The following is a 26,069-nucleotide window of genomic DNA, read 5'->3' on the forward strand; positions in this document are numbered from 1 at the left end:
AAAGCCGCCCCCTTGCAGACAAGGAGGCGGCTTTTTTATTGCCGTTTAATTTCAATCGAAAAATAACTAGCAAGCTAACTAACGAGATTAACCCGTCGACCTTGAACCTGACCTTTTGGCCAAGTTCAACGCCATTGTCCTTAGTTACTTCGTAACACTTTCCTGCATCACACGAATAACCCGCTGCGGAAATGGAATATCAATCCCCGCCGCTTTCAAACGGTCACGCGCCAGTTCATTCAACATAAACATCACATCCCAATAATCCGCCGTCTTGGTCCAGCAACGCAGGGAAACAGTGATCGAACTGTCGCCCAAAGTCGAAACCACCGCCACAGCAGCCGGATCGGCCAACACGCGAGGGTCTTTCGCCAGCTCCAGCAGCACTTCACGGGCTTTCTGCAGATCAGCCTCATAGTCCACCCCCACATCAAACACCACCTTGCGGGTCGGCTGGCGGTTGGTGTTGGTGATGAGACCGTTGGACAGGCTGCCGTTAGGGATGATCACAGTCTTGTTATCACCGGTGCGCAAGACGGTATGGAAGATCTGGATGCTGTCGACGGTGCCCGAGGTGCCCTGGGCTTCGATCCAGTCACCAATGCGGAACGGGCGGAACAGCAGAATCAGCACGCCGCCGGCGAAGTTCGCCAGGCTGCCTTGCAGTGCCAGGCCGATGGCCAGTGTCGCGGCACCAATTGCGGCCACGAACGAGGTGGTTGCCACGCCGATCATCGAGGCCACGTTGACCACCAGCATGACTTTGAGCGCAATGTTCGCCAGGCTGGTAATGAAGTGTTGCAGTGCCAGGTCGGCATTGCGCAGTGCCAGCAAACGTCCCACGCGGTGGGTCAATACGTTGATCAGCCACCAACCGATGGCCAGGGTGACCAACGCCAGCAAAAACCGGCTGCCGTACTCCATGATCATCGGCAGCCACGACTCTGAGGTCTTGATCAGGTGATCCACTTCAGCATTCAAATCCATCTACATTCTCCTGGTTACCGGATGTTCGGTGTAGTGAGTGGCCATAAAAGCAATTGAGCCCCGAAGGGCTCAATAGTAGGCGCAGGTTGTGGGGCGTGGGACGTCAAAAACGCCCGCAGGTTCCCCAATGTGCCATCAGTCGCGGAAGTTATTGAACTGCAGCGGCATGTCGAAGGTCTTGGCACGCAGGGCCGCGATGGCTTCTTGCAGGTCGTCACGCTTCTTGCCGGTGACGCGAACCTGCTCACCCTGGATCGCGGCCTGGACTTTCAGCTTGGCGTCCTTGATGTGGGCGACGATTTTCTTCGCCAGCTCCTTGTCGATGCCTTCCTTGAGGATGGCTTCCTGCTTCATCAACTTGCCGGAGGCGTAGGCGTCCTTGATTTCAAGGCATTGCGCGTCGATCTTGCGCTTGACCAGCGACAGCTTGAGGATCTCGATCATCGCTTCCAGCTGGAAATCGGCTTCAGCGGTCAGGTTGACGGTCAGCTCTTTTTCCTTGAACTCGAAGCTGCCCTTGCCTTTCAAGTCATAGCGGCGATCCAGCTCCTTGACGGCGTTCTCGACGGCGTTGGTGACTTCGTGTTTGTCCAGTTCGGATACCACGTCGAACGAAGGCATGTCATATCTCCAATATAAGGGGCGGACTCAGTAGAGATGGAGCGCGCCCAAGCTAAAATGCCGGGGCATTATAGCGGTTCTTTCGTCCCGTTCGCTGCGGGCGACCCTACGGAGCAAAACTGATGTCGACCACCTGGCATATTCTCGGCGCAGGCAGCCTGGGCACACTTTGGGCGACTCGCCTGGCGCGTGCTGGCGTGCCCGTGCGGTTGATCCTGCGCGATGAAGCGCGCTTGGCCAGTTATCAGGCAGCCAAGGGGCTGACCCTGGTGGAACAAGGCGTAGAACACACCTACCCGGTGATCGGCGAAACAGCTGACAGCCCGGCGCCGATTCATCGCCTGCTGGTGGCGTGCAAAGCCCACGACGCTCAAGCCGCCGTCGCACAGTTGCAACAGCGCCTTGCACCGGACGCCGAACTGATCCTGTTACAGAACGGCCTCGGCAGCCAGGACGCAGTCGCCGCGCAACTGCCCCAGGCCCGCTGCATCTTTGCCTCCAGCACCGAAGGCGCGTTTCGCGACGGCGACTGGCGTGTGGTGTTCGCTGGCCATGGCTACACCTGGCTGGGCGACGCGGGCCACCCTACCGCGCCGCTGTGGCTGGAGGACTTGCACGCCGCCGGTATCCCCCACGACTGGAACACAGATATCCTCACGCGGCTCTGGCGCAAGCTGGCGCTCAATTGCGCCATCAACCCGCTGACCGTGCTGTATCAGTGCCGCAATGGCGAGCTACAGGCCCACCAGTGCGAAGTCGCCACCCTGTGCGCCGAACTCGGCGAGCTGCTGGAATGCTGTGGCCAGCCCGCCGCCGCGCTGGACCTGCAACACGAGGTGGAACGGGTGATCCAGGCCACCGCCGCCAACTACTCCTCCATGTACCAGGACGTGGCTGCCGGCCGCCGCACCGAAATCAGCTACCTGTTGGGCTATGCTTGCCAGGCGGCCGCCCGTCACCAACTGAACCTGCCGCACCTTCAACAGTTGCAAGTGCGTCTGGTCGAGCAGTTGCTTGCACGCGGATTGCCCCGCGACTGAGCCACGCGCTACCCTGCCCGCCTGTCTATCACCTGGGAAAACCCTGATGCCGCTGCGCCAGCGTCTTGAAAACCTACCGGTCGGGCAGAAACTGCTGGCCGCCCTGCTGGTGCTGTTGACCACCGTACTGCTGGTGGCCAACCTGACCTTTATCAGCGCCGCCTACTGGATCTCCCAGGAGAGCATGGCGCCCCAGGCCTTGCAGGCCATCGGCCGCCTGGTGTCCAACCCTGCGCTCGCCGCTGAAGCCCTCGAATCGCCGACCAAGGCAGACGCACTGCTCAATGAGCTGACCAGCTATTCGCCGTTGCGCGCCGCCGCCCTGTACGACGGCGACGGCAACCGCCTGGCGCAGATGCAACACGGTGACCGCCTGCACCTGCCCGACCACTACCGGCATATCGAGGCCTGGCGTGTCACCGAGTTTCGCAGCAACCAGGTCATCACCCTGCCCCGCGCCGGCCAACCGTCCGGGCATTTGCTGCTGGTGGCCAGCAGTGAGCTACCAGTGGCGTTCTACACCGGCACACTGACTGCCAGCCTGGGCATCCTGATTTTCAGCGTATTGTTGTGGCTGGTCATCGCCCGCCAGATCAAACGCCTGATCACGCGGCCGATCCATGAACTGGAAGAACTGTCGCGTCAGGTCACTCGCGAAGAGAACTACGCCCTGCGCGCCGGTCGTGGCAACCACGATGAAATCGGCAGCCTGGCCGAAGCTTTCAACACCATGCTGTCGCGCATCGAAGCCCGCGAGCAGCAGCTCAAGCGCGCACGGGACGACTCCCAGGCGGCCTACGACCAGGCCCAAGGCCTGGCCGAAGAGACGCGCCACACCAACCGCAAGCTGGAACTGGAAGTCCAGGTCCGCAGCAAGATCGAGAAGAAACTCACCGGTTTCCAGAATTACCTGAACAGCATCATCGACTCGATGCCCTCGGCATTGATCGCCCTGGATGAACAGCTTTACGTCACCCAATGGAACCAGGAAGCCAGCGCCCTCTCCGGCACGCGCCTGGACGAGGCCCTGAACCAGCCGATCTACCTGGCCTTCCAGCCGCTCAAGCCTTACTTGCCACAGATCAGGGCAGCGGTCGAACAACACACGGTGGAGCGCATCGAGCGCGTCACCTGGTTCAAGGACGACGAACCCAAGCACTACGCCCTGACCTTCTACCCGCTGATGGGCGGTGCCGGACGTGGCGTGGTAATCCGTATCGATGACATCACCCAGCGCCTGTCCCTGGAAGAAATGATGGTGCAGTCGGAGAAGATGCTCTCCGTCGGCGGCCTGGCCGCCGGCATGGCCCACGAGATCAACAACCCGCTGGGGGCGATCCTGCATAACGTGCAAAACATCCGCCGCCGCTTGTCGCCTGACTTGCCGAAGAACCTGGAACACGCGGAACAGGTGGGTATCGAGCTGGAAACGGTCAACCACTACCTGCAAAGCCGCGAAGTACCACAACTGCTTGACGGCATCCAGCAGGCTGGGGCGCGGGCGGCGAAGATCGTCACCCATATGCTCAGTTTCAGTCGCCGCAGCAACCGACAGATGGCGCCTTGCGACTTGCCGGCATTGATCGACCAAGCGGTGGAGATTGCCGGTAACGATTTCGACCTGGCCATCGGCTTTGACTTCAAAGGCCAGGCGATCATTCGGCAGTTCGATCCCCAACTGGGTCCGGTGCCCGGCACCGCCAACGAACTCGAACAGGTCCTTCTCAACCTGCTGAAGAACGCGGCCCAGGCCATTCACCTGCGGGAAGACGACAGCGAACCGGGGCGCATCATCCTGCGTACGCGCCTCAACCCGCCGTGGGCGGAGATCCAGGTGGAAGACAACGGCATCGGCATGAGCGAAAACGTGCGCAAACGCACCTTCGAGCCGTTCTTCACCACCAAGGAAATCGGCCAGGGCACCGGGCTAGGGCTGTCGGTGTCGTATTTCATCATCACCAATAACCACAAGGGCCAGATGGAAGTGCACTCCACCCTCGGCCAGGGCACCTGCTTTACCTTGCGCTTACCCCTGGCCGGCAGCCAACTGCCGCCTTACGAACTCACCCAACTGGAGCAATGACCATGGGCTTTCGCCTGTCGAAGATCTACACCCGTACCGGCGACAAAGGCGAAACCGGCCTGGGCGACGGCCGCCGTGTGCCCAAGGATCACCCACGGGTGGAGGCCATCGGCGAGGTGGATACGCTGAACAGCCAGTTGGGATTGTTACTGGCCAATCTTGAAGAACAGAGCGGCAAACATCCGGAACTGAAGGATGTGATCGAGGTGCTTACGCCGTGCCAGCATCGCTTGTTCGACCTGGGGGGCGAGTTGGCGATGCCGGTGTACAAGGCGTTGAATGCGGCGGAGGTGGATCGGCTGGAAGCGGCAATTGATCGCTGGAATGAAGAAGTGGGGTCGCTAGAGAACTTCATCCTGCCCGGTGGCTCGGCGTTGATCGCCCAGGCCCACGTGTGCCGCAGCCTGGCGCGCAGTGCAGAGCGGCGGTGCCAGCAGTTGAATGCGGTCGAGCCGTTGGAAGGCGTGGGGTTGGCGTACATCAATCGGTTATCGGACTTGTTGTTTGTGGCGGCGCGGGTGATTGCAAGGCGCCAGGGCGTTGCTGAGGTTTTATGGCAGGCTGCCGCTAAACCCCACTGATTATTCAGCGCCTGATCTGACGCCTTCGCGAGCGAGCCCGCTCCCACATTTGACCGCATTCCAACGGTAGAACTCGGTCGAATGTGGGAGGGGGCTTGCCCCCGATAAGGCCGGTCAGAACAGCCTCAAATCTCAGGCCAGAACGCGCGAATCCCTGCCACACCTTGGGCCCCTGCCTCCCAAGCTTTCTCCCGCTCGGCGGGTCCAACCCCGCCCAACAGAAACACCGGCTTGCTGAACCCACGGATCAGCTCTGCGGCCTGCTCCCAACCCAACGGCTGAGCATCAGGATGGGTCTGGGTCGGCTGCACCGGTGACAGCGTGACAAAATCCACATCCATCATTTCAGCCAATGCCAGCTCCTCGGCATTGTGGCAAGACGCTGCCAGCCAACGATCTTTAGGCAGCGGTCGACCTTTGCTGGCGTATTTACGCAGTTGCGCCGAGGTCATGTGCCAACCGGCCGCAGGAAAATCCCCCAGCCATTCAAACGGCCCCTTGAGCATCAACTGGGCCTTGCCCGCGCACAGGCCCACCGCATCCACCGCAAGGTCGCGGTATTTGGGGTCGTAGCCATTGGGCGCACGCAGTTGTACCAACTTGATGCCGCCAGCAATGGCTTTCTGGATACCCCGCAGTAACGTCGGGGTTTCCAGTTCGCCCGGGGTGATCAGGTACTCGGCAGGCAAGCGCGCAGCCGCAACGATCGGCGCATTGGCCGCCGGGAACGCGTAGTTGAGCAGATCCCGAGGCGCCACCCATTCCAGCGGTTGCCCTTCGGCGCCATGGGGCTCACCGGTAAACGCCGAGACTTCCCAGACATCCAGCAACACCTGTTTGTCCGGATAGTCATGCTGCACCTTGATCAGCGGCCGCGCCGTGGTGACCTGGATGCCCAGTTCTTCCTGCAATTCGCGGGACAGCGCGCCGGCTACCGATTCATCGGCTTCCACCTTGCCGCCGGGGAATTCCCAGAGGCCGCCCTGGTGCTGAGTATCGGCGCGGCGCGCCAGCAGGATTTTGCCGTCGACACCGCGGATCACCGCTGCTGCTACATGCACTCGTTTCACCGCGCTTATCCTCTTAGGTACGGTATTCCGCGTTGATCTTCACGTACTCGTGGGACAGGTCGGTGGTCCAGATGGTTTCGCTGCACTCACCGCGACCCAACTCGATACGGATGGTGATTTCTTCCTGCTGCATCACCGCCGAACCCTGGGCTTCGGTGTAGGTTTCAGCACGTGCGCCACGGCTGGCGATGCACACATCGCCGAGGAACACGTCGATCTTGCTCACATCCAGGTCTGGCACACCGGCACGACCAACGGCCGCCAGGATACGGCCCCAGTTCGGGTCAGAGGCGAACAGCGCGGTCTTGATCAGCGGCGAGTGAGCCACGGTGTAACCCACGTCCAGGCATTCCTGGTGGTTGCCGCCGCCGTTGACTTCAACCGTGACGAACTTGGTGGCCCCCTCGCCGTCACGCACGATGGCCTGGGCCACCTCCATGCACACTTCCAACACCGCCTTTTTCAACGCGGCGAACAGCGGGCCGCTGGCTTCGGTGATCTGCGGCAGGTTGGCCTGGCCGGTGGCGATCAGCATGCAGCAGTCGTTGGTCGAGGTGTCGCCATCGATGGTGATGCGGTTGAACGACTTGTTGGCGCCGTCCAGGATCAGGCTGTGCAGCACGTCGCGGGAGACTTTGGCATCGGTGGCGATGTAGCCGAGCATGGTGGCCATGTTCGGACGGATCATGCCCGCGCCCTTGCTGATACCGGTCACGGTGACAGTCACGCCGTCGTGCACGAACTGGCGGCTCGCGCCTTTTGGCAGGGTGTCGGTGGTCATGATGCCGGTGGCGGCGGCCGCCCAGTTATCCACAGACAGGTCGTCCAGCGCGGCTTGCAATGCACCTTCGATTTTCTCGACTGGCAGCGGCTCACCGATCACGCCGGTGGAATAGGGCAGCACTTGGCTGGCGTCCACGCCGGTCAGTTGGGCCAGCTTGGCGCAGGTGCGTGCCGCGGCCACCAGGCCCGGCTCGCCGGTGCCGGCGTTGGCGTTGCCGGTGTTGGTCAGCAGGTAGCGGATCGTACCGGCCACGCGTTGCTTGGCCAGGATCACCGGCGCGGCGCAGAACGCGTTGAGGGTAAACACACCGGCGACGGTCGAGCCTTCGGCGCAACGCATCACGACTACATCCTTGCGCCCAGGGCGCTTGATGCCGGCCGAAGCGATACCGAGTTCAAAACCGGCAACCGGGTGCAACGTGGGCAAAGGACCAAGACCAACAGCCATGAATGCGCTCCTTAAAAATGGGTGATGTCTGTGCCGTCGTGAGCGACGGTGAAATTAATGGCAAAACGCCGCGACGGCAGAAGCCGGTCGCGGCGCAGGGTGTTGCAGCGTCAGGCGAAAATCTTATTCGATCTGGCCGTGGCAGTGTTTGAACTTCTTGCCCGAGCCGCAATAGCACAGCTCGTTGCGACCCAGCTTCTGTTCGTTGCGGACCGGGCTTTGAGCCAGGGCCACATCGACCTCTTCACCCAATACCTCAGGCGCTTCCAGGCCCGGCGCTTCGTCGTGCTGGAACTGCATGCGCGCAGCCAGTGCCTCGGCTTCCTGACGCAGGCGAGCTTCTTCCTCGATCGGGTCTTCGCGACGCACCTGAACGTGGGACAGCACGCGGATGGAATCGCGCTTGATCGAATCCAGCAGCTCGGAGAACAGCGTGAACGACTCGCGCTTGTACTCCTGCTTCGGGTTCTTCTGGGCGTAACCACGCAGGTGGATGCCGTGACGCAGGTGGTCCATGGTCGACAGGTGGTCTTTCCACAGGTCGTCCAGCACGCGCAGAACGATTTGCTTCTCGAAGGTGCGCAGTGCTTCGGCACTCGCCTGCTCTTCTTTCTCGTTGTACGCGGCCAGCAATTCGGCCATCAGTTTCTCGCGCAGGGTTTCTTCGTACAGGTGGTCGTCTTCATCCAGCCACTGCTGGACTGGCAAGTCGACACCGAAATCGCTCTTCAACGCCGCTTCCAGGCCGGCAACATCCCACTGTTCAGGCAGGGATTGTGGCGGGATATGCGCGCTGACGGTGGCGTTGAGCACGTCCTGACGGAAGTCAGCGATGGTCTCGCCAATGTTGTCGGCGGCCAGCAACGTGTTACGCATGTGATAGATCACTTTACGCTGTTCGTTGTTGACGTCATCGAACTCTAGCAGTTGCTTACGAATGTCGAAGTTGCGGCCTTCGACCTTGCGCTGGGCCTTCTCGATGGCGTTGGTCACCATGCGGTGTTCGATCGCTTCACCGGACTGCATGCCCAGGGCCTTCATGAAGTTCTTCACGCGGTCCGAGGCAAAGATGCGCATCAGGCTGTCTTCCAGGGACAGGTAGAAGCGGCTGGAACCGGCATCACCCTGGCGACCGGCACGGCCACGCAGCTGGTTGTCGATACGGCGCGATTCATGACGCTCGGAGGCAATCACCTGCAGGCCACCGGATTCCAGCACGGCCTGATGGCGCTTCTGCCAATCGGCCTTGATCTGGGCGATCTGCTCGGGGCTCGGGTTTTCCAGGGCCGCGACTTCCACTTCCCAGTTGCCGCCCAACAAAATGTCGGTACCACGACCGGCCATGTTAGTGGCGATGGTCAGTGCGCCTGGGCGACCGGCCTGGGCGATGATCTCGGCTTCTTTTTCGTGGAACTTGGCGTTGAGGACCTTGTGCTCGATGCCTTCCTTATTGAGCAGGTTGGACACGTGCTCGGAAGTCTCGATGGTAGCGGTGCCCACCAGGATCGGACGGCCCTGGGCCATACCGTCCTTGATGTCGTTGATGATTGCCGCGTATTTCTCTTCGGCAGTCAGGAACACCAGGTCGTTGAAGTCTTTACGCGCCAACGGCTTGTTCGGCGGAATGACCATCACGGCCAGGTTATAGATCTGGTGGAATTCGAACGCTTCGGTGTCGGCCGTACCGGTCATGCCGGACAGCTTGTTGTACAGCCGGAAGTAGTTCTGGAAGGTGGTAGACGCCAACGTCTGGCTTTCGGCCTGGATGTTGAGGTGTTCCTTGGCTTCGATGGCCTGGTGCAGGCCCTCGGACAGACGGCGGCCCGGCATGGTACGGCCGGTGTGTTCGTCGACCAGCACGACCTGGCCGTCCTGCACGATGTACTCGACGTTGCGATGGAACAGCTTGTGGGCGCGCAGGCCGGCATACACGTGGGTCAACAGGCCCAGGTTGTGTGCCGAGTACAGGCTTTCACCCTCGGCCAGTTCGCCGATCTGGGTCAGCATTTCTTCGACAAACTGGTGACCGGCTTCGTTGAGTTCGACCTGGCGGGTCTTCTCGTCGATGCTGAAGTGACCTTCTTTGGTCACCACGCCTTCGACTTCCTCGATGTGCTGCTCCAGGCGCGGGATCAACTTGTTGATCTCGGTGTACAGGCGCGAGCTATCTTCGGCCTGGCCGGAGATGATCAGCGGGGTACGGGCTTCGTCGATGAGGATGGAGTCGACTTCGTCGATCACGGCAAAGTTGAGTTCGCGCTGGAATTTTTCTTCCATGCTGAACGCCATGTTATCGCGCAGGTAGTCGAAACCGAATTCGTTGTTGGTGCCGTAGGTGATGTCGGCAGCGTAGGCGGCGCGCTTCTCTTCCGGCGGCTGGAACGGCGTTACCACGCCGACGGTCAGGCCGAGGAATTCATAGAGCGGGCGCATCCAGTTGGCGTCGCGGCGGGCCAGGTAGTCGTTCACCGTGACCACGTGCACGCCCTTGCCGGACAGTGCGTTGAGGTAAACGCCCAGGGTTGCCACCAGGGTCTTGCCTTCACCGGTACGCATTTCGGCAATCATGCCTTCATGCAAGGTCATGCCGCCGATCAACTGGACGTCGAAGTGGCGCATGCCCATGACACGCTTACCGGCTTCACGGGCGACCGCAAAAGCTTCGGGAAGCAGCTTGTCGAGGGTTTCACCTTTGGCTATGCGGGCCTTGAACTCTTGGGTCTTGGCGCGCAATTGCTCGTCCGAAAGGGCAACCATCTGCTCTTCGAAGGCATTGACCAGCTGCACCGTCTTGAGCATGCGTTTGACTTCGCGCTCATTCTTGCTTCCAAAAAGTTTCTTTAACAAAGGCGCAAACATATCGGCAGGTTCTTCCACACATAGGGATGGAGGGCGCACCGTGAGTGGCCCGAGCAGCCCTCACGGCCGCATGCGAACGCGCATTCTACCCGGAATCGTGGGTGAGGAAAGTGGCGTTGTTCCCCGATGCTGGCATGGTGCTGTGAGAGGGCCTGTTTAAAATAAGGGCTTTTACTGGAACTTCAACCCATGGAGCGCAGAAGTTACCGATTGATTTCACGCACAAAAGCCCATGGATGCGTTGCCTGGGGAGATGCAGACGCTTTCTGCTAAGATGGCGGCTCTGTTACTTAAGGTGTCCAACAATGGCATTTCGTCCCTCGCCAGCCCGCGCGCCTGCCGTGTTGCTTCGCGATGCCAAGCCGCTGAAAGCCATCTTTGGCCATGCGCAACGCCTGGGCCATCTGCAACGCCTGCTCGAAAGCCAACTGCAACCGGCCGCGCGCGAACACTGCCGCGTGGCGTCCTGGCGTGAAGGCAACCTGCTGCTAATTGTCACAGATGGCCATTGGGCGACACGTCTGCGTTATCAGCAAAAACGCCTGCAACGTCAATTGATAGCGTTTGATGAATTCTCCGGCTTGACGCGCATCCAGTTCAAGGTACAACCGCCCACCACCCTGCCTGGCGTGGTGGAGCACACTCATGACCTCTCGACGAATGCCGCCGAAACCATTCAGGCAACGGCTGACGGGATCAGCAACCCTGCCTTGCGCGCAGCCCTTGAGCGCCTTGCAGCCCACGCCAGGCCCAAGCCCTGAGTCTCTATTTGCGCTTGCTGCCGCCCAATAGCGATCCCAATAAACCACGCACCAGTTGCCGCCCCATCTGATTGGCGGCCTGCTGCATCGCCGATTTCAGCGCCTTGCCTGCCGTGGTGCCCAGAAACGCACCGGCCCTGTCGGTAAAACTCGGCTCGTCAGCGGTTGGCTTGGTCTCTTCGGTCGGTCCAAGTTCCTTGCGTGACATCAGCACTTCATAAGCGGATTCCCGGTCGATTGGCTTGTCATAACGGCCTTGCAGCGGCGAACTGGCCACCAACGCGGCGCGTTCGGCTCCGCTGAGCGGCCCGATGCGTGATTGCGGCGGTGCAACCAAAACGCGCTGGACGACTTCCGGCGTGCCTTTTTCCTGCAAGGTGCCCACCAAGGCCTCACCCGTACCCAGCTCGGTCAATACCGACAAGGCATCGAATGCCGGGTTGGGCCGAAACCCCTCCGCGACGGCACGCAGGGATTTCTGTTCCTTGGTGGTGAACGCCCGCAAACCATGCTGGATACGCAGACCGAGCTGGGCCAGCACGCTGTCCGGCAGGTCGCCCGGCGATTGAGTGACAAAATACACACCGACGCCTTTGGAGCGAATCAGCCGCACCACCTGTTCCAGGCGGTCCTGCAAAGCCTTGGGCGTATCGGCGAACAACAAATGCGCCTCATCAAAAAACAGCGCCAGCAGCGGTTTGTCGGCATCACCACGCTCGGGCAATTGCTCGAACAATTCCGCCAACAGCCACAGCAGGAACGTCGCGTACACCTTCGGTGCCTCGTGCACCAGGCGGCTGGCGTCCAACAGGTGGATGCGCCCGCGTCCATCACCAGTGGGTTGCAGGATATCTTCCAACTGCAAGGCCGGCTCACCAAACAAGGCTTCGGCACCCTGTTGTTCCAGCACCGCCAGGCGGCGCAAGAGAGCCTGGCTGGATCCGGTGGTCATCAGCGCTGCGTCTTCACCCAGTAATTCGGGGTGGTAGCGCAGGTGGTTAAGTAACGCCTTGAGGTCCTTGAGGTCCAGCAGCAGCAAGCCTTCGCGATCCGCCACCTTGAACGCCGCGTAAAGCGCCGACTGTTGGCTGTCAGTAAGTTCCAACAGGCTACCGAGCAACAACGGGCCCATTTCGCTGATGGTGGTGCGCAATGGATGACCGGACTGCCCGTGGATATCCCACAGCGTGACCGGATAAGCCTTGGCCGTGTAATTAAGGAAAGGCATGCCGGCGATGCGCTCGGCGACCTTGCCTTGCGGATTCGCCGCAGCGCCCAGGCCGCATAGGTCCCCCTTGATGTCCGCGGCAAACACCGCCACGCCGGCGTCACTGAAGGCTTCCGCCAGGCGTTGCAATGTAACGGTCTTGCCCGTGCCGGTGGCACCGGCGATCAACCCGTGGCGATTGGCCAACCGCATGGCCTGGGCGATGGGCTGGCCGGAAAGGTCGGCACCGATAAGCAGTTGCGAGGAGTCAGGCATTTCGTCACCCATGGTTAATCTTTAGTGTCGCCAAGTCGATACAGGCAGATGTAAGACCCACAAAGTCTAAAAATAGGTCAGATAGTTCCTACATGGACCACCGGAGCTATCACAAGCAGTATCACACCTTTTTTGACGCTGTCATTTTGCGCATCCCACAAGGACGCGCTTTGGATATTAAGACCTTAGCGGACCCTACAAGCCATGAATAAAAATCTGCGCTTCAGCCACAAAATCCTGCTTGCAGCCTCCCTTATCGTCATTGCGGCTTTCGCGCTGTTTACCCTCTACAACGACTACCTGCAACGCAACGCCATTCGCGACGACCTCAACAATTACCTGCATGAAATGGGCGACGTCACCGCCAGCAATATTCAAACCTGGCTCACCGGGCGTATTGCTCTGGTGGAAAACGCTGCACAAAACATCGCCATCAACCCCGAGCCTTCCGCAGTTGCCAGCCTGCTGGAACAGAAAACCCTGACGTCCTCATTCATGGCCACCTACGTCGGTGACAGCCAGGGCGCCTTTACCATCCGCCCCGACACCAAGATGCCGGACGGCTTCGACCCGCGTGTACGGCCCTGGTACAAGGGCGCCCAAAACAGCAACGGTTCAACCCTGACCGAACCCTATATCGATGCCGCCACCGGCAAGTTGATCATTTCAGTGGCCACCCCCAGCACTCGAGGCACTCAGAGCATCGGTGTGGTGGGTGGCGACCTGAGCCTGCAAACCCTGGTGGATAACATTGGCGCGCTGAACTTCGGCGGCATGGGCTACGCGTTTCTGGTCAGCGCCGATGGCAAAGTACTGGTACACCCGGACAAAAACCTGGTGATGAAGACCCTGGCCGATGTGTATCCGAAAAATACGCCAAAGATCAGCGCAGACTTCAGCGAAGTCGAGGCCAACGGTAAGGCCAACATCGTGACCTTCATACCGATCAAGGGCCTGCCTTCGGTGAACTGGTACCTCGGTATTTCAGTGGATAAAGACAAATCCTTCGCCATGCTCAGCGAATTCCGCACCTCGGCGGTCATCGCCACGGTGATTGCGGTGGTGATCATCATCGCCCTGCTGGGCATGCTGATCCGCGTATTGATGCAACCTCTGCACGTAATGACCCGCGCCATGCAAGACATCGCCGATGGCGAGGGGGACCTAACGCGCCGCCTGACCATCCAGAATCACGATGAATTCGGCACGCTGGGTAACGCCTTCAACCGCTTCGTGGAGCGCATTCACACGTCGATCCGCGAAGTGTCCTCAGCCACCGAACAGGTGAATGAGGTAGCACTGCGGGTGGTCAGCGCGTCCAATTCGTCGATGGTCAACTCCGACGAGCAGGCCAACCGTACCAACAGTGTCGCCGCCGCCATCAATGAATTGGGGGCCGCCGCCCAGGAAATTGCGCGCAATGCCGCGCAAGCCTCCCATCAGGCCAGCGATGCCCGGCACCTGGCTGAGGACGGCCAGCAAGTGGTCGAACGCAATATCAAGGCGATGAATCAGTTATCAGCGATGATCAGCGCGTCCAGTAGCAATATCGAAGCGCTTAACAGCAAGACGGTGAATATCGGCCAGATTCTCGAAGTAATCACCAGCATTTCCCAGCAAACCAACCTGCTGGCACTGAACGCCGCCATTGAAGCAGCGCGCGCCGGGGAAGCGGGCCGTGGGTTTGCGGTGGTTGCCGATGAAGTGCGCAACTTGGCGCATCGCACACAGGAGTCCGCGCAGCAAGTGCAGAAGATGATCGAGGAGCTGCAAGTCGGCGCCCGGGATTCGGTCAGCACCATGAGTGAAAGCCAGCGCCACAGCCTCGACAGCGTGGACATCGCCAACCTGGCCGGCGAGCGTTTGAATAGCGTGACCCAGCGCATCGGCGAGATCGACGGCATGAACCAGTCGGTCGCCACCGCGACTGAAGAACAGACTTCAGTGGTGGAGTCGATCAACATGGACATTACCGAGATCAACACCCTCAATCAGGAAGGGGTGGAAAACCTGCAGTCCACGCTGCGAGCGTGTGCCGACCTTGAGCAACAAGCGGCACGGTTGAAGCAACTGGTGGGTAGTTTCCGGATCTGATCAGGAGTCCTGAGGCTCGGACTTGGCCTGCTCTTGCTCCCACAACTCGGCGGCACCGGGAAATTCGGTGCCGTCCTCGCTGCTCAGGTCATCAGGGTCATATCGGCTCAAACACCCCTCCCCCAACGTAGCCGGGGCTTTTGACGTGGCTTTGTCCAACGGATCACTCATCGCTCAATCCTCAAGGGCGCGCAAAGAAAAAGGGCCTGGAACGATTTAACGCCCAGGCCCTTCATTCTTCAATCACAACAGGTCGATCAGAACACCACCGTCTTATTGCCGTGCACCAGCACGCGGTCTTCCAGGTGGTAGCGCAGGCCACGAGCCAGGACCATCTTCTCGACGTCCCGGCCGAAACGCACCATGTCTTCAATGCTGTCGCTGTGGCTGACACGCACCACGTCCTGCTCGATGATCGGGCCGGCGTCCAGTTCCTCGGTGACGTAGTGGCAAGTCGCGCCGATCAACTTCACACCCCGCAGGGAAGCCTGGTGATACGGCTTGGCGCCCACGAAGGACGGCAGGAAGCTGTGGTGAATGTTGATCACCTTGCCGGCGTATTCGCGGCACAACTCAGGTGGCAGGATTTGCATGTAGCGCGCCAGCACCACGACGTCTGCTTCGTGCTGCTTGACCAGGCGGGAGACCTCGGCGAACGCCGGTTCCTTGTCCTGTGGGTTGACCGGCACATGGTAATACGGGATGCCATGCCACTCGACCATGCTGCGCAGGTCGTCATGGTTGGAAATCACGCAAGCGATCTCGCAGTCCAGCTCATCGCTGTGCCAGCGGTGCAGCAAATCGGCCAGGCAGTGGGATTCGCGGCTGGCCATCAACACCACGCGTTTTTTCTGCTCGGTGTCGGTGATGTGCCAGGTCATTGAAAACTCTTCGGCGATCGGCGCAAACGCGTCACGGAAGGCATCAAGACCAAAAGGCAGCGAATCGGCACGAATCTCGTGACGCATGAAGAACCAACCGCTGAGATTGTCCGAGTGATGACTCGCCTCGGTGATCCAGCCGTTGTGGGAGGCCAGAAAGTTACTGACTTTGGCAACGATGCCGACCCGGTCCGGGCAAGCAATCACCAGCCGAAAAGTGCGCATTAGGGGGAAACTCCAAAACTTCGCAAAGGCCGCCATTCTAGCGATTGCGCAGGAAAACTGCAGTATTCGTTAACGTTTATTCTGATCGCCGGCCCCAGCCTTGTCCCTTAATAGCCTATGGTTTTACCACCCTTATATGAATCTGTGCGGCATGCCACGGCTGCTCCCGCTTTTCCAAGCAGATTATCTTTGGGTCTACGCCCTAGTAATTAACTCGAATGCATAGCATTGCTACAAACATTCAAAGTAATTCACATAAATGCGAGCTTAAATGTTTACTTGGGGAAACTGCCTGACTATTATTGGGCCACTATCCCTGTCAATCAGCGCTCTACATAAGGTAGTCCACATGTCTCTGATCAACGAATACCGTGCCACCGAAGAAGCTATCAAAGAGCTGCAAGCCCGTTTGAAGAACCTGTCCCAAGACGACAAACTGCAAACCGAGCTGGAATTCGAAGGTAAATTGCGTGCCCTGATGGGTGAATACTCCAAATCCCTGCGTGACATCATCGCGCTGCTGGATCCAGAGTCGAAAGTTAAAGCTCCACGCGGCGCCGTAAAAACTACCGGTACCAAGCGTGCCCGCAAAGTCAAACAGTACAAAAACCCGCACAACGGCGAAGTGATTGAAACCAAAGGTGGCAACCACAAAACGCTGAAAGAGTGGAAAGCCAAGTGGGGCGGTGACGTGGTTGAAGGCTGGGCTACCCTGCTGGGCTAAGCTTAACCAGGTTTGCGCCTGACCCGTGACACATTAAAAACGCCAGCTTGCTGGCGTTTTTTATTGTCCGCATAGTCTGCGAAAACCGACTACAGATTCACTCTGGTCGCTAGAGAGTCCGCATACTCCTGCCATTGGTCCAGCACCTGAGACTGGAAAGGTGTAGCACTAACGGCAAACTCAAGCCGAGCCTGTTTAAACGCATCAAGGGTATTCGGCGCGCCCCATTCCGGGCTCGACAAACGTTGCTGACAGAAAAGTTTCCAGCGCAGTTGCTCCTCGCTGTTCAACGTATCGGGGAAGTTGCGCGCTCGGTAGCGGAACAATAATTCAGGCAAACGCTCGTCATCAAAAGGCCACTGCTGGCGCGCTAATTGCGCAGGCTCGGCCGTCCGAACTTGTTCACATAAACGCCGGTCACGGTCTCCGATAAAACCGTCGTAAAGCTGTTGCTCAGGATCCGAACTCGGCGTGAAGTCTTCGTGCGCGTAAATGGCCGCCAACTTATCGCGCCAAAGTTCCTGTGCGTCAGTTAGTCGCAGCGCCCTCTCCTGATAAATATTCATGTCCAAGTGCAGACGTTCACGATCCTCTGCGCGCAGCACACTCAAGGGTGCCACCACGGGGCAGCGATTGATATGCACCAATTTGAGGGGGACCGGCAACTCACCGTCGGCGAGATCGTCACGACGGGTGTAGAGGCGCTGGCGCAAGGCCTCGGCATCAAGGTCCAGCAGCCCCTGCGGATCGAGTCCGAGGTCACAGACGATCAATGCATTGCGATTACGCGGATGCCATGCGAGCGGCAGCACAACACCCAGGTAATGACGTTCGGCAGAAAAACGCCCGGAAATATGCACCATCGGCTGCAGTAGACGCACCTGGTCCATTACCCGTTGCTTGCTGCGCAGCTGAAACAGCCATTCATACAACTTGGGCTGTTTCTCACGTACCAGCCGAGCCAACGCAATCGTGGCACGCACATCGGACAACGCATCGTGCGCCTGACCATGGTCGATCCCATTGGCTTCGGTCAGACGCTCCAGCTTGAGCGTGACACGCCCATCCTGCTGCGGCCATTCAATGCCCTCCGGGCGCAGGGCGTAGGCCGTGCGAACCACGTCGATCAAATCCCAGCGACTGTTACCCCCCTGCCATTCTCGTGCGTAGGGGTCAAAAAAATTGCGATACAGGCTGTAGCGCGTCATCTCGTCATCAAACCGCAGCGTGTTGTAACCAGCACCGCACGTACCGGGGGCGGCCAGTTCAGTGTGCACCCGAGTCATGAAGTCAGCCTCAGACAAGCCTTTTTCCGCAAGTATTGCGGGTGTGATTCCGGTGATCGCACACGCGATGGGGTGAGGCAGAATATCGTCGCCGGGATGGCAATAGAGATTGACCGGCGCGCCGATCTCGTTAAGTTCGAGGTCGGTACGAATGCCGGCTACCTGAAGCGGGCGATCGTTGCGCGGATTAATGCCGGTGGTTTCATAGTCGTACCAGAAAATGGAGGTCACGGGCTGTTCCTGTACTGAAGATCGACAAAGTCTAGGCGCTGAAAGGCTTCCGCGACCAGCACCAAATGCACTGTACAAACATCCAGCAAAATCTTGAGTGGTTGCTTCCATCCCCGACACTGCTAGCATCCGTGTCTTCCAGCCACTCTGCACTGCCAAGGATCGCGATGCCGTCAGCCCCATTGGACACCCGCTACCAGATCGAGACCCCGGAGGGCATCGACCTGCCCCTGCGTCCGGCCGGCCTGGTGCCGCGCGTGCTCGCCTTTGCCTTCGACCTGGGTGTACGCGGGGTGATCATGGGCGTTCTGCTGGTGCCATTGGCCTTGCTTGGCAACGTCGGGATCGGCCTGGGAGCGCTGCTGCTGTTCCTGATCAGTTGGTGGTACATGGTGCTGTTCGAGGTGCTCAACCAGGGTTGCTCACCCGGCAAGCAGGTCATGGGGTTGCGTGTCGTACAAGATGACGGCACTCCGATTGGCTGGTCCGCTTCACTGATTCGTAACCTGCTGCGGTTTGTCGACATGCTGCCGTTCGGCTACTGCCTGGGCGCGATCAGTTGCCTGCAACACCCCCACTTCAAGCGCCTGGGCGACCTGGCCGCCGGCACACTGGTGATCTACCGGGAACAGCCACTTGTACGGCCCCAGATTCCTCAAGCAACAGCCCTGCGCTTGCCCTTCGCCCTGGATTTGAGTGAACAACGGGCGATCCTTGGTTTTGCGGAACGCCAGGGGGAACTGTCCACCGAGCGCGTTCACGAATTGGCCTCGATTCTCGCCGCGCCCTTGCAGGTATCCCCTGCCCGCGCCGCGGAACAACTCAATGGCGTGGCCCGTGGCCTGCTGGGGCCGACATGAAACAGAGCCTTTTCGAAAACTGTCACCAGCGCCAATGGCAAGCCTTCGCCGCGCAGCTCACACAGTTGGAGCAAGGCCAGGCCAAGGCCGCTGACGTGGCCGATTTCCCTCATCAATATCGACGCCTGTGCCAGCATCTGGCCCTGGCCCAGGAACGCGGCTACAGCAGCTACCTGGTAGACCCATTGCAACAACTGGCCCTGCGCGGCCACCAACAACTCTACCGTCATCGCAGCCAACTGGCGGCGAATGCGCTGAGCTTTGTACTCGCCGATTTTCCTCGGTTGGTAAGGGAACAGTGGCGTTTCGTGATGATCGCCAGCCTGCTGTTCTTTGGCAGCCTGGTGGGTATTGCCCTGCTGGTCTACCTGTTTCCCGACCTGATCTACAGCATCGTCAGCCCGCAACAGGTAGCCGAGATGCAGGGCATGTACGACCCTGATGCCAGCCGCCTGGGCCGCGCCGCCGAGCGTGCATCAAGCGAAGACTGGATGATGTTCGGCTACTACGTGATGCACAACATCGGTATCGCGTTCCAGACGTTTGCCGCCGGTTTATTGTTCGGCCTGGGCAGCGTGTTCTTTCTGATTTTCAACGGCCTGGTCATCGGTGCGGTTTCCGGGCACCTGACCGAGATCGGCTATGGTCAGACCTTCTGGTCATTCGTCATCGGCCATGGCGCATTCGAACTGACCGCGATCGTCCTCGCCGGGGCCGCAGGCTTGCAGTTGGGTTGGGCACTGATCGCCCCTGGACAACTGACCCGTGGTGAATCATTGCGGCTGGCTGCACGCAAGAGCGTGCGAATGCTCTGCGGTGTCATGCTGTTTCTGCTGATCGCAGCTTTCATCGAGGCATATTGGTCATCCACCACCGTGATAACCCCGTGGATCAAATACCTGGTGGGCGCTGTTCTGTGGCTCCTGGTGGGCACTTACCTGGGCTTTGCCGGAAGGAATCGCCATGCGCCTGACTGACGCCAGTGTGGTCATCCGGCCGCGTACCGCCTGGGAAGCCATGGATCTTGGCGCCTTGATGGCACGGGAGCATCGCGTGCTATTGATGGGCAGTTGGGCATTGGTCACCCTACCTGTGTTCGCCTTGCTTACAGCCCTGCTGTGGCATTATCCGTCCACCGCCATATTACTGTTCTGGTGGTTCAAGCCGGTCTTCGACCGCTTGCCGCTGTACATTCTGTCCAAGGCCCTGTTTGGTGAAACGCCCACTATCAAGCACGCTGTGCGCCAGTGGCCGCGCCTCCTCAAGGGTCAACTGCTGGCCAGCCTGACCTGGCGACGGCTCAGCCTGAGCCGCAGCTTTGTAATGCCGGTTAGCCAACTCGAAGGCCTGGACGGCCCAGCACGCCAGAAACGCCTGGGCGTGTTGCAGCAACGTAATGCCGGAGCCGCCCGCTGGCTCACCATCATCGGGATGCACCTTGAAATCGGCCTGTGGTTTGGTTGCATGGCACTGTTCTATCTGTTCATCCCGCAAAACCTCGAGATGGAGTGGGACTGGCAGCGCCTGTTGTTGGCGACAAGCTCGGAAGGGTTGTGGCTGGAGCACCTGGGCAACGCGCTCTATGCCTTGCTCCTGATATTTTGGGAACCCATCTATGTCGCCTGCGGCTTCAGCCTCTACCTTAATCGTCGCACCGTATTGGAAGCCTGGGACCTGGAGCTGGTATTCCGACGCCTGCGTCAACGCCTGAGCAATGTGGCACCGATGTTGTTACTGATGATCGGACTGATGCTGCTGCCTCTCAGCCTTCCCGTCATGGCCGATGCTTCCAGCCCCTCCAAACCACTGAGCACTCCGAGCGCGAGCCAGTCCATCAAATCGCTGCTGGACAAGCCGCCCTTCAAAAACCCGGAAACCGTGACCCGTTATCGGTTTGGCGGAGAAAAGCCAGCCGGTAAAAACACCCCCCCCTATAACGGCAGACTTCCGGATTGGCTGAAGGCCCTGCTGGACAACCTCAACAGCAATACCTTCAAGCACATCGCCCAAGGCCTGGAAATTCTGCTGTGGAGCGTGTTCATTGGTAGCCTGATCATGCTTGTGTGGCGCTATCGCGAGTGGTTGCGCACCTTTGTCAGCAGGCGCGGGCCGCGCAAGACAGAGGTTGTCAAACCGCTGCCCACGCAGTTGTTCGGCCTTGAACTGGGCACCGAAACCTTGCCCGACGACGTTGCCGGCGCCGCCGAACGCCTATGGGCCACCCACCCCAGGGAAGCCCTCGGCCTGCTGTACCGAGGCCTGCTCAGCCGGTTGTTGCATGATTTCAACCTGCCGTTGAAAGGCGCTGATACCGAAGGCCAGGTCCTGGCACGTGTACACCAGTTGGAACATCCCCAACTGCTGGCCTTCAGTGATGAGCTGACCCGGCATTGGCAAAACCTCGCCTATGGTCACCACCTCCCTGCGCTCCCTGCCCAGCAGAAATTATGCAGTGATTGGCGCGCCCTGTTCAGTCCAGGGAGCAACCGATGAATCGTCCATTACTGTGGGTGGGGTTATTGCTGGCATGCCTGCTTGGAGCGGGCGGTTACTACGTGTGGAGCAAGGCGACTCCCTACGACGAAGTGGTGGATCGTGGTCCTTCTCCGGAAGCACTGGCCAATCCCTATCTGGCAGCCGAACACTTTCTGCGTCAACAAGGCCTCACCGTGGACCACGCCAATAGCCTGAAACGGCTGGGCACCCTGCCTTCCAAAGGCAACAGCCTGCTGCTGCTTGGCGAACGCAATAACCTGTCACCACGCCAGGTAGAACAGTTGCTGGCGTGGGCCAGATCCGGCGGTCATTTGCTGGTGGTCGCCGAGGCGCTGTGGGATGAAGAGACAGGCAAAAGCGGCGACCTGCTGCTCGATCGCCTGCATATTCACCAGACCTTGAGTGACGAGCCTGAAGAACCTGCCACTTCCGTCAAGAAGCCCTCGAAGAAGAAAGCGCCGGACCTGACCAAGCTCTATGTCGACAATGAAACCGCATCGGCTTACTTCAGTTTCGACACAGATTTCAACCTCACCGACCCCCGGCACCTGGCTCAATTTTCCGCCAACAGCGCAAGGGCCAGCCACCTGATGCAGCTTGACCTCGGGGAAGGCCGCGTCACAGTGATCACGGACAGCGACCTGTGGAAAACCCCGAACATCGGAAAGCACGACAATGCCTGGCTGCTCTGGTACCTGAACCAGGGCACCGCCGTGACCTTGCTGTTCAACAGCGATTTCGACGACCTGCTTAGCTTGCTGATGCGGTATTACCCCCAAGCCCTGGTCGCACTCGTTGCCCTCGTCGCCTTGGGACTTTGGCGTGCCGGCGTGCGTCAGGGCCCGATCCAGCCCCCCGCTTCCCCTGCTCGTCGCCAACTGCAGGAACATCTGAAAGCCAGTGCCGACTTCCTGCTGCGGCGCGGCGGCCAGTACACACTGCTGCAGACTTTGCAGCGCGATATCCTGCGTGCGGCCCGACGCCGTCACCCCGGCTTTGAACACCTCGACAACGCAGAACAGTGCCGGGTGCTTGAACACCTGACGCGCCAACCCTCTCACGTGATCAACCAGGCCCTTGGCCCACTCTCGGCAAAACGGCTTTCCAGCGCCGATTTCAGCCGGCAGGTGGCATGCCTGCAAACCCTCAGGAATGCCTTATGAGTGATTTCCCAAGCGCCACTGCCTTGACCAGCGAATCCCTGCAACGCGTCACTGTGCAAGCTCAAGCCCTGCGAGCCGAGTTGCGCAAGGCCGTGATTGGCCAGGACGCGGTGATCGACGATGTCCTGACCGCACTCATCGCTGGCGGCCATGTGCTGCTCGAAGGTGTGCCGGGGCTGGGTAAAACCTTGCTGGTACGTGCCTTGGCACGCTGCTTCGAGGGCGATTTCGCACGCATCCAGTTCACCCCGGACCTGATGCCCAGCGATGTCACCGGCCACGCCGTGTACGACCTGCACACCGAACAGTTCAAGCTGCGCAAGGGGCCGGTGTTCACTCATCTGTTACTGGCCGACGAAATCAACCGTGCCCCGGCCAAGACCCAGGCGGCCTTGCTTGAGGCCATGCAGGAGCGGCAGGTGACCCTCGAAGGCGAGGCGATGCCCATCGGCCAACCGTTCATGGTGCTGGCAACCCAGAACCCCATCGAACAGGAAGGCACCTACCCCCTGCCAGAGGCGGAACTGGATCGCTTCATGCTAAAGGTGCGCATGGATTACCCCGACGCGCAGCAGGAACTGGACATGGTGCGCGAAGTAACACGTTCGTCGCGGGCCGACATGCTGGATGTACACCCACTGCGCACGGTGTTGCAGGCCGAAGATGTACTGCAACTGCAGCAGGTTGCCAGTGACCTTGCCCTGGACGAACAGGTCCTCGACTATGCCGTGCGCCTGGCGCGCGCCACCCGTAACTGGCCGGGCCTGGCGATCGGTGCTGGCCCACGGGCGTCCATTGACCTGGTACGCGGCGCCCGCGCCCGCGCCTTGTTGCGCGGTGGTGAGTTCGTCACGCCGGATGACGTCAAGGAATGCGCCCTGGCAGTACTCCGTCACCGCGTACGTATCGCGCCAGAGCTGGATATAGACGGGCTGGAGGTCGACCAGGTGCTCAGGCAATTGCTCGATCAGATTCCGGCACCTCGGCAATGACTCGCCCATGAAACCGACTCGTCTGCTGTTGAACTGGCTCGGCGCATTGCTGGGCCTGGGCATCCTGCTGGGCACTGCGGCAGCGTTGCAGCTCACAGTATCGGACACCTTGCACTCACTCGTCTGGGGATTACTCCTGGCGTTGTTACTGTTGGCCATGCTAGACGCCGTACGAGTGCATCGCCGCCCTTCTCCGCGTGTACAACGGCAGATGCCCAGCAGCCTGGCGCTGGGGCGTTGGGGCGAAATCCGCCTGGCCCTACATCACGACTTCCCACAGCGGCTGACGGTGCAGGTATTCGATCATGCCCCCGACGGGCTGAGCGTGGAGAACATGCCTCAGTCCATCACCTTGTATCCCGGTGAACGCAGCGAGCTGGGCTACCGTCTTCGCCCTCTGCGGCGCGGGCATTTCAGTTTCAGCCGCTGCGAAGTTCATCTGCCCAGCCCTATGGGGCTATGGTCTGCACGACGCTATATCGAGGTGAACGACACCACCCGCGTCTACCCGGACTTCGCCCGGCTGTACGGCGCCCAACTGCTGGGCGTAGACAACTGGTTGAGCCAATTGGGCGTTCGTCAACGCCAACGACGTGGGTTGGGGCTGGAGTTTCATCAGTTGCGCGAGTTTCGCGAAGGCGACAGCCTGCGCCAGATCGACTGGAAGGCTACTGCCCGGCAACGCACCCCCATCGCTCGTGAATACCAGGATGAGCGCGACCAACAAATCGTGTTCATGCTTGACTGCGGCCGGCGCATGCGCAGCCAGGATGACGAACTGTCTCACTTTGACCATGCCCTCAATGCATGCCTGCTGCTCAGCTACGTTGCCTTGCGCCAAGGCGATGCCGTGGGGCTGTGCACCTTTGCCGGTGACCAGTCACGCTACCTGGCGCCGGTCAAGGGCAGTAGCCAGCTGAACCTGTTGCTCAATGCGGTGTACGACCTGGACACCACCCGACGCACTGCCGATTACCAAGCTGCGGCAAGCCAACTGCTGGCCCGGCAGAAGCGTCGAGCGTTGGTCATTGTGGTGAGTAACCTGCGGGACGAGGACGATGAAGCGCTGCTGACTGCCGTCAAACGCATCAGTCGCCAACATAAGGTGCTGGTGGCCAGCTTGCGCGAGGAGGTACTCGACCAACTGCGCCAGGCCCCTGTGCAAACCTTGCCCGAAGCCCTGGCCTACAGCGGCACCATCGACTACCTCAACACACGGGATGAGTTGCATGACCGCCTGAGCGCGCACGGTTTGTCCGTGCTGGACACCTTGCCCTCTGAGCTGGGCCCCGCATTGGTGACACGCTACCTGGGTTGGAAAAAAGCCGGGACCCTCTGAGGAGAAGGTTCTGAAAAGAAACACTCGACCAAGGCAGGGGCATAAAGCCCCTGAACCGGGTCGAGAGCAGGTTGCTGCTAAGCCGAAGCCTGCAAAGGATCAAAACTGAAGTACTGCAACAACACGCTGATCAATTGCCGGTATTCCTCAGGGGCCTGGAGCACACTGAACCCGGAGTCGTAATGTTGCGGGTTGACATCTTCGTGGCTCCACAGGCAGGTCGCCGTGAGATCGACTGGATGGAAGGTGCCGTCAGCCTCCGGAATCTTCAAGCGCAGCTCGAAATCCACGTCGACCATCATGGGCAATTGGCTGATCAACATCAGCCCGTCTTCCGATACATTGCCCAAAAAACCGATGGGCTTGTCGGTTAGACGATTAAACACTTGCAGGAAATAAGGTAGCTGATGCCGCTCGATCCGTCGGTCGGTAAACATGGTGAGATCGCCATCCAGTGGCCATAACTGCGGCCGTGCCAGTGATTCGGAACGAGCAAATAACACTCGCTCTCCATGGATCTCGGTGCGACAACAGGCAATGTTCCGCCGCCAGAACAGCTACCGAGTCCGGGCCCCACATTCGTTTGCATAGAAACTTGTACAAACGAACATTCAAAGGATAGCCCAAGACTGGCAACAGGCCAGTTATGAAATGGCGATTATCATCACAAAGACGCTGGACGCGGCTGAGCGACACTTGCACCGGGGTAATGCCCCAATTGTTGCAGGGTGTCGAGCCTTGCGCGCGCGCGATAGGCGTACTCACTCGACGGGTACTGATTGATAATGAATTGATAGGTCTGCACCGCATCGACGAACAGTTTTTGCCGTTCCAGGCACTGCCCGCGCAACATCGAGACCTCCGGCTGCACATAGCGGCGCGTGCGGCTTTCACGGTCGACCTGGGACAATTCCAGGGTGACGCGTTCGCAATCACCGACCTTGTAGGCACGATAGGCATTGTTCAAATGGTGATCCATCGACCAACGGGTGCAGCCGACAACACTGACGGCCAGGGCAGCAATGAGCAAAATTCGCATGAAGGTTCTCCTGTCTTGTGCAG

23 protein-coding genes and 1 pseudogene are annotated in these 26,069 nt (G+C 59.7%); 13 read left to right on the plus strand and 11 right to left on the minus strand.

What is annotated here, in order from left to right:
* Window positions 1-144 precede the first annotated feature (144 nt).
* Window positions 145-987: a mechanosensitive ion channel family protein gene (locus ACZ445_RS24205; protein ID WP_464707657.1), complete on the minus strand. Its 843-nt coding sequence runs from the start codon at window positions 985-987 to the stop codon at window positions 145-147.
* A 135-nt stretch (window positions 988-1,122) separates the two neighbouring features.
* A complete protein-coding gene (locus ACZ445_RS24210) occupies window positions 1,123-1,608 on the minus strand; it encodes a YajQ family cyclic di-GMP-binding protein (protein WP_010208088.1) in 486 nt (161 codons plus the stop codon).
* A 122-nt stretch (window positions 1,609-1,730) separates the two neighbouring features.
* On the opposite strand from ACZ445_RS24210, the gene ACZ445_RS24215 reads away from it, so the two are divergent.
* From ACZ445_RS24215 to ACZ445_RS24225, 3 genes are read left to right on the plus strand one after another with little or no spacing between them, the layout of a single operon-like run.
* Entirely contained in the window at window positions 1,731-2,648 is a 918-nt protein-coding gene (locus ACZ445_RS24215) for a putative 2-dehydropantoate 2-reductase (protein WP_464707658.1), read from the plus strand.
* A gap of 46 nt (window positions 2,649-2,694) precedes the next feature.
* Entirely contained in the window at window positions 2,695-4,731 is a 2,037-nt protein-coding gene (locus ACZ445_RS24220) for a sensor histidine kinase (protein ID WP_464707659.1), read from the plus strand.
* Window positions 4,732-4,733: 2 nt separating this feature from the next.
* Entirely contained in the window at window positions 4,734-5,312 is a 579-nt protein-coding gene (locus ACZ445_RS24225; protein ID WP_058423278.1) for a cob(I)yrinic acid a,c-diamide adenosyltransferase, read from the plus strand.
* Window positions 5,313-5,437: 125 nt separating this feature from the next.
* Here the strand turns inward: ACZ445_RS24225 and ACZ445_RS24230 are convergent, their stop codons facing one another.
* From ACZ445_RS24230 to secA, 3 genes are all read right to left on the minus strand, one after another.
* Complete coding sequence (locus tag ACZ445_RS24230) at window positions 5,438-6,382, minus strand: Nudix family hydrolase (RefSeq protein ID WP_058423279.1); 945 nt, start codon at window positions 6,380-6,382, stop codon at window positions 5,438-5,440.
* A gap of 13 nt (window positions 6,383-6,395) precedes the next feature.
* On the minus strand, window positions 6,396-7,613 hold the full coding sequence (gene argJ, locus ACZ445_RS24235) for a bifunctional glutamate N-acetyltransferase/amino-acid acetyltransferase ArgJ (RefSeq protein ID WP_464707660.1): 1,218 nt from the start codon (window positions 7,611-7,613) through the stop codon (window positions 6,396-6,398).
* A gap of 123 nt (window positions 7,614-7,736) precedes the next feature.
* A complete protein-coding gene (secA, locus tag ACZ445_RS24240) occupies window positions 7,737-10,472 on the minus strand; it encodes a preprotein translocase subunit SecA (RefSeq protein WP_058423281.1) in 2,736 nt (911 codons plus the stop codon).
* A 305-nt stretch (window positions 10,473-10,777) separates the two neighbouring features.
* On the opposite strand from secA, the gene ACZ445_RS24245 reads away from it, so the two are divergent.
* Window positions 10,778-11,233: a DUF721 domain-containing protein gene (locus tag ACZ445_RS24245; protein ID WP_058423282.1), complete on the plus strand. Its 456-nt coding sequence runs from the start codon at window positions 10,778-10,780 to the stop codon at window positions 11,231-11,233.
* Between the two features lie 4 nt (window positions 11,234-11,237).
* Here the strand turns inward: ACZ445_RS24245 and ACZ445_RS24250 are convergent, their stop codons facing one another.
* Window positions 11,238-12,716: a helicase HerA-like domain-containing protein gene (locus tag ACZ445_RS24250; protein ID WP_179040764.1), complete on the minus strand. Its 1,479-nt coding sequence runs from the start codon at window positions 12,714-12,716 to the stop codon at window positions 11,238-11,240.
* Window positions 12,717-12,920: 204 nt separating this feature from the next.
* Here ACZ445_RS24250 and ACZ445_RS24255 point away from each other — a divergent pair.
* A pseudogene (locus ACZ445_RS24255) lies at window positions 12,921-13,952 on the plus strand (HAMP domain-containing protein); the annotation flags it as partial.
* Window positions 13,953-14,045: 93 nt separating this feature from the next.
* Window positions 14,046-14,810, plus strand: a complete 765-nt coding sequence (locus tag ACZ445_RS24260; protein ID WP_375166131.1) for a methyl-accepting chemotaxis protein — start codon at window positions 14,046-14,048, stop codon at window positions 14,808-14,810.
* On the opposite strand, the gene ACZ445_RS24265 is transcribed toward ACZ445_RS24260, so the two are convergent.
* Both ACZ445_RS24265 and purU read right to left on the minus strand, forming a co-directional pair.
* Entirely contained in the window at window positions 14,811-14,981 is a 171-nt protein-coding gene (locus tag ACZ445_RS24265; protein ID WP_183133333.1) for a hypothetical protein, read from the minus strand.
* Window positions 14,982-15,067: 86 nt separating this feature from the next.
* Complete coding sequence (gene purU, locus ACZ445_RS24270) at window positions 15,068-15,916, minus strand: formyltetrahydrofolate deformylase (protein ID WP_010208067.1); 849 nt, start codon at window positions 15,914-15,916, stop codon at window positions 15,068-15,070.
* Between the two features lie 349 nt (window positions 15,917-16,265).
* Between purU and mvaT the strand changes: the two genes are divergently transcribed.
* A complete protein-coding gene (gene mvaT, locus ACZ445_RS24275) occupies window positions 16,266-16,640 on the plus strand; it encodes a histone-like nucleoid-structuring protein MvaT (RefSeq protein ID WP_016970296.1) in 375 nt (124 codons plus the stop codon).
* Window positions 16,641-16,729: 89 nt separating this feature from the next.
* On the opposite strand, the gene sbcB is transcribed toward mvaT, so the two are convergent.
* Window positions 16,730-18,157 carry an exodeoxyribonuclease I gene (gene sbcB / locus ACZ445_RS24280; RefSeq protein WP_310863621.1) on the minus strand — a complete coding sequence of 476 codons (1,428 nt, stop codon included), beginning with the start codon at window positions 18,155-18,157 and terminating at the stop codon, window positions 16,730-16,732.
* Between the two features lie 167 nt (window positions 18,158-18,324).
* Here sbcB and ACZ445_RS24285 point away from each other — a divergent pair, with 167 nt between their 5' ends.
* From ACZ445_RS24285 to ACZ445_RS24310, 6 genes are read left to right on the plus strand one after another with little or no spacing between them, the layout of a single operon-like run.
* The gene (locus tag ACZ445_RS24285; RefSeq protein WP_058423285.1) at window positions 18,325-19,017 is read left to right on the plus strand and encodes an RDD family protein; all 693 of its coding nucleotides are present in this window, start codon (window positions 18,325-18,327) and stop codon (window positions 19,015-19,017) included.
* The gene (locus ACZ445_RS24290) at window positions 19,014-19,994 is read left to right on the plus strand and encodes a stage II sporulation protein M (protein WP_058423286.1); all 981 of its coding nucleotides are present in this window, start codon (window positions 19,014-19,016) and stop codon (window positions 19,992-19,994) included. Before ACZ445_RS24285 ends, ACZ445_RS24290 begins: the two co-directional genes overlap by 4 nt.
* Complete coding sequence (locus tag ACZ445_RS24295) at window positions 19,981-21,510, plus strand: DUF4129 domain-containing protein (RefSeq protein WP_464707661.1); 1,530 nt, start codon at window positions 19,981-19,983, stop codon at window positions 21,508-21,510. The genes ACZ445_RS24290 and ACZ445_RS24295 overlap by 14 nt, the downstream gene beginning before the upstream one ends.
* Window positions 21,507-22,676, plus strand: a complete 1,170-nt coding sequence (locus ACZ445_RS24300; RefSeq protein ID WP_310863623.1) for a DUF4350 domain-containing protein — start codon at window positions 21,507-21,509, stop codon at window positions 22,674-22,676. Before ACZ445_RS24295 ends, ACZ445_RS24300 begins: the two co-directional genes overlap by 4 nt.
* Window positions 22,673-23,668: an AAA family ATPase gene (locus tag ACZ445_RS24305; RefSeq protein WP_058423288.1), complete on the plus strand. Its 996-nt coding sequence runs from the start codon at window positions 22,673-22,675 to the stop codon at window positions 23,666-23,668. The genes ACZ445_RS24300 and ACZ445_RS24305 overlap by 4 nt, the downstream gene beginning before the upstream one ends.
* A gap of 7 nt (window positions 23,669-23,675) precedes the next feature.
* Window positions 23,676-25,007 (plus strand): DUF58 domain-containing protein, encoded by a 1,332-nt coding sequence (locus ACZ445_RS24310; RefSeq protein ID WP_058423289.1) that lies wholly within the window; start codon window positions 23,676-23,678, stop codon window positions 25,005-25,007.
* A 77-nt stretch (window positions 25,008-25,084) separates the two neighbouring features.
* Here the strand turns inward: ACZ445_RS24310 and ACZ445_RS24315 are convergent, their stop codons facing one another.
* Together ACZ445_RS24315 and ACZ445_RS24320 are read right to left on the minus strand one after the other, a co-directional pair.
* Window positions 25,085-25,444 carry a PilZ domain-containing protein gene (locus tag ACZ445_RS24315; RefSeq protein ID WP_058423306.1) on the minus strand — a complete coding sequence of 120 codons (360 nt, stop codon included), beginning with the start codon at window positions 25,442-25,444 and terminating at the stop codon, window positions 25,085-25,087.
* A gap of 227 nt (window positions 25,445-25,671) precedes the next feature.
* Window positions 25,672-26,046 carry a tol-pal system YbgF family protein gene (locus tag ACZ445_RS24320; protein WP_025854787.1) on the minus strand — a complete coding sequence of 125 codons (375 nt, stop codon included), beginning with the start codon at window positions 26,044-26,046 and terminating at the stop codon, window positions 25,672-25,674.
* Window positions 26,047-26,069 lie beyond the last annotated feature (23 nt).

The organism is Pseudomonas allii (genome assembly GCF_055380095.1).